Raw genomic sequence first — 12,731 nt, forward strand, 5'->3', positions numbered from 1 at the left:
GATTCGGACAACGACGGCGTCGTCGACAGCATCGAGAACGGGACGATCCCGCTGGGCAACGGCCTCACGACGACGACCGACCCGAACGATCCCGACACAGATGGCGACGGCCTCAGCGACGGCGAGGAATTGCGGTTGACCCAGAAAAACGACGCCGGCTACAAGATCAAAAGCGACCCGAACGACCCCGACACGGACGGCGACGGGCTGACGGACTACCAGGAGATCGTCGTCTTCGACGGGCTGAATCCGATCGACGCCGACACCGACAACGACGGCCTCGACGACGGGGAAGACCCCCAACCGTTGGTGCCCCAGAGCGAGGCGTCCTCGTCGGGTGACGTCGACTTCGTCGACGCCTCGGGCGAGGTGGCGGGCAACGCGATCAAGGGAGCGGTACTCGGCGACGCCGGCGTGGTCTACGAGGTCGACGGCTCGAAGACCCTGGAGTACTACGGCGGCTGGCTGACGGCGAGCATCGCACCGACCGTCGACGTGGCAGCCGACACGCGCGACTGTCTCGTCTTGAACAGTGATATCGGTACGAACGTCCTCGACTGCGGCGGCGCGGTCATCAGCGCCGGTGGGAGTATCGGGACCGTCGTCGGGACGTTGACCGCGCCGACCGGGCTCGGCGCCGCGCTCGGGGCGGGCAGCTTCGCGGTCGATACGGCCGAAGACATCAGCGACGTTGCGACGATTACCGCACGGTTCGTCAAGTACGCGCCCGAGACGGCGACCAGCGTCGGACGCGTGCTCGACCAGAAGATCGGTAGCAGATTCAGCGCCGCCTTCCCACAAATTTCCAGCAGGTTATCGCCTGGCATTGCCGACGATATCAGGCGCGGCGCCCAACGCGGCAAACTAGTCAAAGCAGGCCTCGATGGGGACACCGCCAGGGCGCTCGAAGACGTCTTGCCGCGGGTCGACGCGACGGCCGACGAGGTCGCCCAGCTGACCACACGGATCGACGGTTTCGACGGCCTCGCTGGAGCCGAGCAGCGGTTAGTCGTGCGGAAGGTCGCCGACCGAAGCAACGCCGATCAACTGACCGATGCGTACAATGCAAAGACCCTGAAGCAGTTGTCCCATGCCGATACCGGAGGAAGTGGCGACGCGCTTTCCCGTGCGAGTGATGCCGTTGTCTCTGGCCGTGTCGATGATATCGCAACGTTGGCCGACGATCTTGACCCACGAACGTTGGATGTCGTTCTGGACACGGGTCGAATTCAGGAGGGCGCGACGTTGCTTCGACGGACAGACAGCGGTGGGGACCTATTGAATGCTTTCGACGCTGAGACTATCGATGCGTTCCTCTCATCGACAGTTGGTCGCTCCGATGATATGCGGGAGGCAATCACTGTCGCTGTTTACAAAGCGCCTGGCTTCGACGAGATGACTCCACAGGTTGCTCAGCGGTATGCGAAGGCGCTGAAGCAGTTAGAAGATCAAAAACCGGACCGGCTGGCCAGCCTGGTAAATGGTGATATTGCTTCACGTGTCGACAATCTCCGTGCTGGCGATACGAACAACGTCAAAGGTGGAATCTACGAAGTCATTGCTGACGCTGAAGTACTCGATCCGGCAACGATCACGAAGGTCAATGATAAAGGTCAACTCAACGGTGGTGCAGATATTAGCGGTGAACTCACAGTATTTGAGCGGGGCGGAAGTTCGAGCGTACAACGGTTCGACAGCGTCAGTGATTCGTATGAATTTGACGCTGTGACCGATAGCAACGAAGTTCTCGTTGAGATGAAAAGCGGGAACGTCGAGAAGCAAGATGTTCTACGGAAACTCATCCGATTCCGATTTTTCTTGTCTCAAAGCAAAGATGTCCCGGTCGAGGATATCGATAGTGGGATTCGATTTGTGGTGAACAGCCCAGCAGATATCAGCGACCCAGTCCGACAAACGATCGAAGCCAATGGCGGCGAAGTGGTCTTCGAATCAGTTTATAAGACGGGAAGCTGAAGACCAAACCGGCTAACGAGCAGTCGATACCGATTCGGTTCGGAGGCACACGTTCATGGTTGATACACTCGAACTATACGCACTCTACGACGAACCGTTCGACGACGACGCTCAACTCACGGTATATCAGCGATTGCTGGAACTCGATGAGTTTGAATGTAGCACACCACCAGCGGAACTCCGACGTCAGCTTGCGACGGACGAGGACGTCTTTCTGACGGCAGCGTTTCGATCGGTTCATCTTTCCCTGGTATTCGGGAGTTCGGTGCCTGGATTGCCGAAATTCCCACACTTACTCGTCTCGATAGAGGGAACGGAATTCGAACATCCAAGCCTCTCCGCTGACGAACGGGCAACCAAGATTGATGACCTCTTCGAGTTCGTTCGCTTATTGTACCTGCACTCCAGTGCGGCAGGCTATTCCCCCCGCTATCTGATCGGGGCAGGACCAACTCATATCGACCATCTTCGTCGGGATACCGACTTCCTTCGGACAACTACTGGTGGTGTTCGTTCTGAAGAGCTTGAGGAACTGTACTGGTTGCAGTTGCTTCCCCCTACGTTCGCTGAGTCCGTGGGGTACGACCGGATCCAACGGTCACCTGCCCCACGACTTGTCGAACTCGAAGACGGCGGTATCATCTTTACGGCTCACGAGCATCCGCTGGAATTCGCCGACGACTACCTACGGATGCTGGATCATTTCGGTCTCAACCGATCATAAGACCTCGTTGCGAAGTTGGGTCAGCGTGTAACACCCCGTGAAACCGGGCCGGTCGATCCGGAAGGAGCTCGGAGGCGTCGATTCCGAGTAGGTCTTCTGGATACGGGAGTCGCCGTCCAGCGGGTCGTGCAGCGCCTGGATGATCTCGTGGGCTTTCGAGGTCGACATCGCGACCCAGAGCGCCTCCTCGGGCTCGCAGGCGGCCATCTTGTCGTAGTCGTCGGGCACTGCCCGGCGGGTGTCGTGGTTGATGCGCTCGACTTCGACGGTGACGACGATCTCGCCGTCCTCGTCGAGCCCGGCCACGTCGAGGCGGCGACGCTCGAAGTCGTCGGCGGCGTCGGCGGCCGCCTCGTCGTCGCCGAAGAAGGCCGCGGCGTCGACCGACCCCTCCCGGAGGTCGTAGTAGGGGCGGACCGTCACCACCGCCGAATCAGGGTCGTTGACGTACTCGCGGGTGAGCCAGCGGACGACGAGGTCGACAGCCATGACGTGCTCGCTGGACTCGTCTAGATCTCCTTCGCCGTGGCCGAAGGCGGCGCCGTGGCTGTGTGACTCTTCGAGGACGTCCCGGCCCTCGGGACGGACGGAGTAGAGCCGATGGGGGCGGTCGGTGTCCTTGCGGAGCAGGTCGTCGTCGATGAGTTCCTGGATGGCCTGGTTCTCGATGCTGACGTACTCCTGGAGCCGAACCATCGAGTCGCGGACGATGTCGTACTCGGGGCGCTCGTAACGGCGCCGTTGAACGTTGTAGACGACCTGGAGGAAGAGGAGCTGCCGAGCGCTGTAGTCGGCGTCGGCGACCTCCTGGGGACTCAGCTTGCACTCCGTATCGCAGACCGGAATGTCGTCCTCGTCGACGGCGGCCAGCGAGTGACAGCAAGTGACCGCCTGGATCAGCCCGCGGCTGTCCGTACTGTGGCGGCTCTCGCAGGTGCCACAGCGGAGGACGTGCGAGGCCTCCTCGTAGGCCACACAGTCGGGCAGACGCTTGGTGTAGGGAAGGAGGGTGTCCACGTGGGGGACGTCCATCGCGACGGTCTCGTCGCCAGTGTCGAAGTCGTGGTCGACGGTGCTTGGCTCACCAAGCTCGATGCCAGCCTCGTCGGCCGTCCGCTCGATCACGTCGTCGACGGCCGCCTCGAACGCGTCGCGGTCAGCGCCGGTGATCGGATCGTCGCTGGCGGGGTGGCCCGGCGGGGCGGGCAGCGACTCGCCCAGCAGCGGTCGCACGGGGTCGTCGCCGAAGCCCGCGCCCGGGCGGACGAGCCACTCGCCGCGGCCGAGGGCGCCGAGGCGGCGTTGCACATCATCGGGGGCCATCTCGCCCGTCGCGAGCACGTCGGGCAGATGGCGGTCGACGGCGACGTTGCCGACGACGAACGTCGCCGTCTCGTTGAGCGCTTCGCGGTAGGTGTTGTTCGCCGGGTCGGGCGAATCCAGCTGTTCGAGGAACTGCACGCCCAGCGTCACCGACAGGTCGAAACTGCGCCCCTGGGCGAGCAGCGTGTCGACGAGTTCCGTGTCGGCGACGTCTTTGGCCTCCTCCAAATAGAGGTTGACCTGCGGAGTGTCCTGGCCGCTCGGGGTGCGCTCTTCGCGAGCCTTGAGTGCGGTCCAGAGATTCGAGAGGAGGACGAGCGTCAGCGTGCGCTTGACCCGTGTCTCCATCCCGCCGAAGTCGAAGATCACCACGCAGTCCTCGTCGACGATATCACCGAAGTCGAAGCGAGCGTCGTCAGCCTCGGGGACGTGGTTGAACAGAGGTGCCAGCCGGGCGTCGGTCGCGATGGTCTCGACGCGGGAGATGGCGCCACCCATGATCTTCGTGAAGACATCCCGGTCGCGGTCGAGCAGGCCGGCGAAGTACGTCTCGAAGGTGGCTTCGGAGACGGAGGGCGGGGATTCACCACCTTGGGTGCGCTGGAGCGCGTCGTAGAGTTTCGAGTGGGCGAAGGCGGTGTCGCCGTGGACGGGGTCGTACAGCGCCCGCAGGTGGTTGCGGATGACGCGGGGCGACTCCGTCGCGTCGTCGTACTGGCCGGCAGGCATCGCCCCGCGGAGGATTTCCTCGTAGTGGCCGGTCTTGCGGGAGCGGGCTTCCTCGCGGGGGAGGCCCGCTTCGAGCAGGGGTTCGATATCGAAAAAGGAGAAGGCCGGAAGGACGCTCGTCAGGTCGAAATACAGCACGTCGTCCAGATCGCCCTGGGTGGCGTAGTGGGCCTGGAGGTACTCTCGGGCGGTGCCCCCGCCCTTGTAGTCGAAGAGGATGTCGGGGCCATCGGTTGCGTCGAGATTCGACAGCATTGCACTCATCGTGAGGACGGATTTCCCCGAGCCGGTGTCGCCGACGACCACTTGGTGGCGCGGCTGGAACGCGGGCGGCAGGACCAGCGGCCGGTCGAGCGGTTGGCGGTCGCTCGTGAGCGGGCGGGCCAGCGCCATCCCCGGCGGGCGATACCGAGCGAGCTTGCCCGGCTCGGGCAGCGCGAGGCCCGTGCGTTCGCGGTTGCGGACGCCGACCGCTCGTTGCCCGGTCGGGGTGAGCGCGCTCCCGTCGAGCAGGCACAGGCCCGGCAGTTCCGCAGGGGTGGCGACGATGCCCGGGCTGGTGAAGCGACGGCGCAGGCGATTGTAGGTGGATTCGTAGGCGACGGGGTCGTGTTCACGGGCACAGAGTGCCTCGAAGCAGTCACTGGCTGGCCCGTCGGGGTCGTCGGGATCGTCGACGTGTATCTCGGCGTCGAGGTCGTGATACTCACCGGCGACGGGACTGAGCGCGGTGGCGATGCTCTCGGCGAGTCGTGTCGGCGGGCCACGGTCGTCGGGACCGAGGACGGCCCGGGCGGTCACCTGGAAGGTGTGTCGGGTGTCCCGGTCGGCGAGACCGTCGAGGCGTTGTTGGTCGGCGGCCGGTGGCTCGTAGGCGCGTTCCTCGTCGACGGGTTGGGGGAAGATCGCTTCCCGAAGCTTGTCGCCGAGGGTGGCCCGCCCGTCTTCGAGGGCGAGTTCGTATTCCTCGGCGTCGGGCGTGATATTTCTGTACGGTCGGCAGAGGACCTGGTAGACGGCCGGGGCGTCGGCCTCGCGGAGCGTCTCGACGAGGGTCGTCAGCGGGAGGCGCCGGGTGTCGTCGCCGCGGTGGTGGTCGCCCGTCAGGTCTCCGAAGGGAGTGAGTGGCGTCTGCCAGTCACAGGGTCGGTCGGCGTGGCCGTGGATATCGACGCCGACCAGCGGCGGCGTGTCGGTGTCGGCGGTGTCCGTGTACAACCGGGTGTGGTCGGTCGTTGCTGTGAGGCTGGTGAACTTCTCTGGATGCCAGGCGACCGTCTGCAGTTCGTAGGTGTTCGGGAGGGCGGTCCGGCAGATGCGTTTGCATTCATCGTGGAGGTCGGGGTCGGTGACGCCGACGAGCCACCGGACGCTCGTGTCCGTGTGGCCGTCGGCGACGAGCAGCCACTCGACGCTCGGCGGGGTGGGGGTGCCGAGTAGTCGGTCGCGCAGGCGCGTGTCCGTCGCTCGGTCGAGCGCGCTGTGGAACTGTGCCATCGCCTGCTCGACGGCGCGTGGGGCGAGCGGCGTGTCCGTCGGCGTGATCTCGACGTACCGGCGGGGCTCGGGCTCACTCGGGTCGTCGGTCGTCGCAAGCGCCGTGTCGTCAGCGGGGACTGGTAGTGGTAGGTGAGCGGACTGGGCGGTGGGGGCCGACTCGTCGTTTTCGCTGGCCATCGGCGATCCCTGTTTGGTGTATGTGTAGACGATTCGTGTAGTTGTTTTGAATGTTGTGGGATCGGACGGGAGGGAGATGCGAGACACAGTGGGGGCAACAGCGATGGAAGCCCTCGACCCGCTCCGGGCCCGCGGACTCGCTGCGCGCTTCGCGCGACGCTGCAGTGCTTGCGTCGCCGGGGGCCCCGGAGTGCGCCTCGCCCTTCCAGTCCGCCAGGGGTGTGGGTGGTCGCCGGCCGACTCAACGGCTCGTGGTATTGGGGAGTCAACGCTCTCGGGAGTCTGTGTTTGGTGACGGTGACACCCAGGGCTACGCAGGGTGGACGACCGTCAGGCACTCGGGGCACTCCACGTAGTAGCGGGTGGTCGTGTCTGTGTCGTACTCCACGAGAATATCTCGCTGGTGGAGGGGACTGCCGCATTCGGGGCACGAGCCGATCGAGTCCGAGTGCTGGGGCATTGGTCGTGTTTCAAATGGGAACGGGCGCGTGTGACACCCGCGAGGACTGCGTCCTCTGTTCGATCGTTTGGTCTCGTGTCACTTAACGGTCCGCTGACCGGGGCGAAAGTGAAAATATTCCATCACTTGGCGGGTGTACCGTCACCCCCACTTGACGACGGAAGTCACACGCAGAGCAGCGTGCGATGTCGATGCTAACCGATAGTGGACCGGAAGTGGATCCGATTCAACTGGACACGAGCGCATGGGGGCGGTTCGGGTCACGGTCTCCGGTCACCGAGCGCCTGACTGCTGGGTTCCGAGTGTCGACAGCTCTCTCGGTTCGCAGAGACAGGTATCGGACCCGCAATCTGATAGTGAAGCACCTCACTACATGATCGCTGTTGGGTTCGAAACCGAAGTCAGTCAGCTATCAACGGAATCCTACCAGTCGCGGACGGCGATCGCGTAGACGGAATTCTCCTCATAGTCACCGTTCCCAACGTAGAGATTATTTTCTCCCACTACCGGCCGCTCCATCCTATCATCAGTCTCGAATGCCCACTGTTCGGTTCCGTCGGCTGCGTCTATTGCGTAGAGGGCCTCACCGGTGCCGGTATACAACGTCCCATCGGATACAGCCGGCGAGGAGACCGAGGTTACCGTATTGAACTCCCACTGTTCGACTCCACTGTGTGCATCAAGTGCAGCTATTCGATCCAAAAACCCGACATAGATGCGGTCACCGTCGAGAACCGGATTCGGAGTGATATAATCGTCCGGCTCAATCGACCAGTTGATTGTCGCAGTATCCGTGTCAAGGGCATAGAGACGGTAGTGTTCAGTCTGGGGGTTGTATGTTCGAACATACAGCGTCTCATCGCCGATAGCAGCAGCAGCTGCTTGCTCCTCCGTTTCGAAGACCCATGCCTGGCTTCCATCTTCAGTATCGAGCGCATGGACGCCTTGCTCGGTGCCGAAATATGCTGTTCCGTTTGCGACCACGGGTGAGGATGGGTCCGCTAGATTGCGATTCCAGAGCTTCGTTCCAGTCTGTTTGTCAAGTGCCACCGCCTGGCCGGCACCGACATACACCCTCTGATCGCCGACGACAGGGATAGTAACAGCTGCTTCAACCTGCTTGCGCCATTGCTCGGTTCCGTCGGTAGCGTCAAGCGCATAGACGATGGTTCGATTGTCACAGACGAACACCGTGTTATCGGCTACAACGGGACCGTATACCTCTGATCCAACCGCTTCGAGTTTCCAATCCAACGATCCGTTGGCCGTGTTCAGTGCATAGAGGTTTCCATCCCAGCTGCCGACATATACAGTTCCCTCGGCTATTGCAGGTGAGTTATACACCGTGTCGTCGGTTTCGAATCCCCACTGGAGTTTCCCGGTCCGTGACGTGAAGCCGTATTCGAGACTATCCGGAATACCAGGGTCGTTGGCTCCGCCCAGCGATGGGTATACGTAGCCTGCGAATCCGAATAGGCCAACACCAGCCATGCTTACTGCCTCTCGTCGTGTGACCGACTGACGCAACGTATTCGCTCCCCGGCCGGTTTTGGTCGCCCCCGCAATCCTGTTGTCTACCGTCTGTTGCGTGTCTGTTCTCGTGGTCGACGAGTCAGTACCGGACGCACTCTCGTCGGGCACTTCCTCGTGAAGGGCTGTAGTTAGTGCTTGTCGGAATTCGGAGATCGATTGCTGACGATTCGAGGGCTCCGGGTCGAGCCCAGTTCTAACAACCGTGTCGATAGAAGCCTGTAACGGTGATTTCTGGTGGTTCGGCTGTGCTTCGTCCTGCGTCCCGTCGTCAGTTTCGTCGAGGCGATCGACATCAGCAGGCGGGCTGCCGGTTAGGGTAAAGTACGCCAAGGCTGCCAGTCCGTACACCGTTGCCTGCTCGGATCCTCGTTCGGGGTCCTCGTGGCATTCGGGTGCGACGTAGGCCGTCGGCTGGGGAGACTTGACGGCGCTACGACATCCCCCTTCCAGCCAACAGCCATCGATCGTTACATCAAGCGTCCCATCAGTGTCGGTATCTTTCACTCGGATGTGTTCCGGTCGGATATTGTGACAGGACAATCCCTGATCACCAATCCGCTCGAACGCGTTCGCGACCGTCGTGATGACGGTTTTGACATCGGCTAGCGTCAGTTGTTGGCGAATATCGGGTAGCCGATCCGTGTCGGCGGCGTCGATCGCCAGCCAGGGTCGGGGTTCTTCACCGACCGCTTGTATCGTCGGGATGCTGGGGTCGTCATCCAAGATCAGCCATCGCTTGCGACCGCTCCGGAACGCTTCGTGGACCTCATCTTCGACTGCATCGGGGAGATCCCTCTCAACTATCAGCACCCGTGTTGGCTCGTCGAGATTGTCGAACTCGCTCACGTACTCGTGGACAAAGGTATCCGGAATCGGGAGTGAGTCGTCCGCGTAGTAGTTCTCATACACTTGATCCAGCACGAAAATGGCAACCACAAACCAACCCATCCAGATGACAATCCGTGGCGTATCGGGAAACAGTATAATGGCGGCGACAAAGGGGATCAGCAACAGTCCGCCTGTCGCGTCCGCAACCGTACTCCAGGGGGGGCCACTCCGTTCTAACCTCCGTTTGAGGTCCGGCCTGTAGTGTACTCCCAGGAATGTAGCTATACCTAGTGCAAATACCCCGAGTTCACTCGTTCTTGGTAGCGCAACCGAGATCAAGCTGAACCATCCATATAGCAGCACAAACCAACTTCCGTAGATCCAGTTGTCCGATACGGCTGCTTGGGGTGCCCGTCGGAGTGTCGCCCGGACCCAGAGTCCAGCACCGACCACAGCCAGCGGCCAGAGGACTCCATATGCGGCTTGTACGACGTAGATGTCGGCATAGAACAACTCTGGACGCAACGCAGGGAGTGCAGCTATCGCGATGAGTACCGGAACTGCCATGCCAGCACGTGGACGGCTAACGCTCGGCTTCGGCGGGTTACCGGGGATATCCATACCCTGGCGTTCCCAAGAGTCGATAAAGGCAGTGCTTCGCCGTGCGAGACGAAGCCATCCCCACAGTAAACAGAGTGAACCCACCACCGAGAGTACCACAGACCCGACGACAGCAGTGTTAGCAACCGGCTTGATTGGGGACGGGATTGTACCAGCCCATGACATTGTGGTGCCAACTCCGCGAGTCAACCGATCGGTGAATATCCTCAGCCCAGAGATAGCTTGAACTAACATAACGACCGAACTGAGTGCGACGAACAGCGTTGCAAATGCAAGCCCGTGCGCCTTGTCGTTTTGGAATGACCTGAACGCGAACTTCCCAAGCCGCTTTTCGAGATCTGTGTCGAGAAAACCGGCTTTGATCCGGTCAGGTGTGGTGACGTATCGTTTGGCCTGGGCCGTCACTGTCGTACCGATTACTAGTAGCTCCGGGATTGGATACAGGGAAGCGAGACTCGCGATGATACCGCCGAGGATAAAACAGGATAATGAAATAATACTCACTAGCGATAACAATTCAAAGGCTGTAAAGAGCCGATAGGCAGTCGGGTTCTCAGACTGCTCGATGTTTTAACCGACTCGTTGATCATCTCCCAATTGGTCGAGCAGATCTCGGAAGACGGACTGCTCTGCCAATACCGGTTCCGACCGGCCGAGCCACAGATACACCGAGACCACTGCCGTGTAGGATACAGCGAACAGCATCACTGTCTGCAACAGTGCCGATCCAGACCCTCCAGTAGACACTCCCGTTGTCGAAGTCGTCCGAAGCGACCCGAACACAGTGGTCAACGGCTTAGCAATTACAACCGCACCGACTGCAAGGAGCCACATGAGTACACGATCGTGTGCCAGCGGTGCGACCGACTCAGGCAGCAACTGTGGGACCAGTAGGTAGATCGCGATCGCAAACAGTACCCACATCAGCAGTTCACCGACTGACTGCCCGATCCACCCACTCGAGAGACTGATCGCCGTCCCAACGAGCGCCCACTCACTAACCAGTTCTATCGCATCAATTAGTGATACATTTCGAATCCCCCGAATCAGCACATCGAGACTAGCGATGATACCGAGTGGTGTGAGTGTCTGCGGATCGATATCTCGGAGGCGATCAAACACGTCTCTGCCACTAGAATACTCGGACTTATATTATTGGACTGTAACAGAAGTCGCCGGCACCTGCCGGTTCTCGAATCGTCTCAGTCGGCGACTTCGGACGACTCTCGTACTCACCTGTGGTTCAGCCGTTGCGTGGGGCCCGTCCAACGAACCCTACCGAGCAGCCCGTCGTCCGAGCACGAAAACGACCGTCGCGATCATAATCGCGCCGGTAGCGGCTTGGAGGGTTACGAGTCCACGGCCGAGTGTTGTCGCCGGCTGGAAATTACCGAAGCCCAGGGTCGTGAAGGTGAGCGTACTGAAATACAGTGCATCGACGAGGCCAGAGAGTTCTGCATTCGCTCCGGTCACTTCGATAAGTCCGAAGCCGAGATACAGACTCGCAAACGAGCCGATAATGACCAGGCTCCAGGCCAATATGCGACCGAGACTTTCGCCGTATTTGAACAGGCCTCGCGATACCTGAGCGAACGCCCACTCCAGATACTGCTCGTTGACGCGATACCGACGCCGTTGCACGTCTTGGCGGCGCACGAACATCTTGCTCTGCAGCTGTGGAAACGAGTTCTCCCTGGCGACGGCTTCGAGTGTCCGGTACGTATCTGCCGCTTTGAGGAGTTGGTCGTCAGTCTCGGAATCCGCCGGGAGATGCGCGTGGCCATCTGGAGTCCTCGTGTCTCTGGCGTTCTCTGGGTCGTACGCACACCGCGCCCGGTGGTGCGTTCTCCATGGGAGCCACCCTTCGTCGTCGGCCGGCCAGAAGGCCGTGCGCTCGTTGATCTGCACGTCAGCGACCGTCGCCCCGTATGGTCGGATATCGCACAGCGTGGCATCGAAAAGGTCCGTCCTAACGAGCACCGCGCGTTCAAGTCCCCAGTCAGATCCGCAGCCGGAAGATCGGCGTCAGTGAGATCCACGCGTCGGAGATACCCGTCGGAGAGGTCAGCGTTCCGGAGATATGCCTCCGTGAGGTCGCTATTCCACAGTGATGCCCTCGTAAGCGTCGCATCTTTCAGGTCAGCTCCGCAGAGCGTTGCGTCCTTCAGGTCTGCCTCGCTGAGGTCCGCGCCCCGGAGGTGTGCATCGGTGAGGTCAGCATCGCGGAAATTGGCGCCGGTGAGGTCGGCGTTCGTCAGGGAAGCATTCCGGAGGTCGGCTCCCTGAAAATCGGCGCCCACTAAGTCGGCATCTCGGAGTTCTGCATTCTGGAGACCAGCGCGTCGGAAGGACGCATCTGTCAGTGTCGCCCCACCGAAATCGACGGATTCCAAGGTTCCCGCGGTGAACGATGCCCCGGGCAACACTGCATCTCTCATGGTCGCTTCGCAGAGGGTCGCCCGCTTGAACACTGCCTCGGGTGCCGTCAGATCCCATAGGTGCGCCCTTTCGAGATTGGCGTCTTTGAGGATAGCACCACGCATGACGGCTTTGTCCCCGGATAGCTGCGCGAGCGTCCCACTGGTCAGGTCGGCTTCGACGAGCACTGCACCCATCATATCTGCGCCTGTCAGGTCGACCTCGCGAAGTGACGCATCTGTGAGGATCGCCCCTTTCAGAGTACTACCAGCGAGGTTCGCCCCCGATAGGTCTGCCTCTCGGAGGACTGCTCGCTCCAGGAGCGATTGCTTGGGGAGAGCAACGCCACGCAGTTGAGCGCCATCGAGGAGGATTCGATCAGCGTGCTCAGTCGCTTGCGGTGCAGTCCCCAGGCTTGCGCGGAGGTTTGATACCGTTTTTTCG

Annotated in this window: 5 protein-coding genes and 2 pseudogenes; 2 read left to right on the forward strand and 5 right to left on the reverse strand. The window is 61.2% G+C overall.

What is annotated here, in order from left to right; genetic code table 11:
• Both C475_RS24045 and C475_RS23440 read left to right on the forward strand, forming a co-directional pair.
• A pseudogene (locus C475_RS24045) lies at positions 1-1,974 on the forward strand (hypothetical protein); the annotation flags it as partial.
• Between the two features lie 55 nt (positions 1,975-2,029).
• The gene (locus C475_RS23440) at positions 2,030-2,698 is read left to right on the forward strand and encodes a hypothetical protein (RefSeq protein WP_152436526.1); all 669 of its coding nucleotides are present in this window, start codon (positions 2,030-2,032) and stop codon (positions 2,696-2,698) included.
• On the opposite strand, the gene C475_RS19175 is transcribed toward C475_RS23440, so the two are convergent.
• The 5 genes and pseudogenes from C475_RS19175 to C475_RS25375 form a co-directional block, all read right to left on the reverse strand.
• Positions 2,693-6,427: an ATP-binding protein gene (locus tag C475_RS19175; RefSeq protein ID WP_006885551.1), complete on the reverse strand. Its 3,735-nt coding sequence runs from the start codon at positions 6,425-6,427 to the stop codon at positions 2,693-2,695. The two genes, C475_RS23440 and C475_RS19175, sit on opposite strands and share 6 nt — an antisense overlap.
• 310 nt (positions 6,428-6,737) lie before the next feature.
• Positions 6,738-6,887, reverse strand: coding sequence for a DUF7837 family putative zinc-binding protein (locus C475_RS25460; RefSeq protein ID WP_006885552.1), 150 nt, complete (start codon positions 6,885-6,887; stop codon positions 6,738-6,740).
• Positions 6,888-7,310: 423 nt separating this feature from the next.
• A complete protein-coding gene (locus C475_RS19180) occupies positions 7,311-10,373 on the reverse strand; it encodes an outer membrane protein assembly factor BamB family protein (protein ID WP_082223370.1) in 3,063 nt (1,020 codons plus the stop codon).
• Between the two features lie 771 nt (positions 10,374-11,144).
• On the reverse strand, positions 11,145-11,777 hold the full coding sequence (locus tag C475_RS25000) for a potassium channel family protein (protein ID WP_235728486.1): 633 nt from the start codon (positions 11,775-11,777) through the stop codon (positions 11,145-11,147).
• Between the two features lie 98 nt (positions 11,778-11,875).
• Positions 11,876-12,700: pseudogene (locus C475_RS25375) on the reverse strand (pentapeptide repeat-containing protein); the annotation flags it as partial.
• Positions 12,701-12,731 lie beyond the last annotated feature (31 nt).

Source organism: Halosimplex carlsbadense 2-9-1 (assembly GCF_000337455.1).
Lineage (GTDB): Archaea > Halobacteriota > Halobacteria > Halobacteriales > Haloarculaceae > Halosimplex > Halosimplex carlsbadense.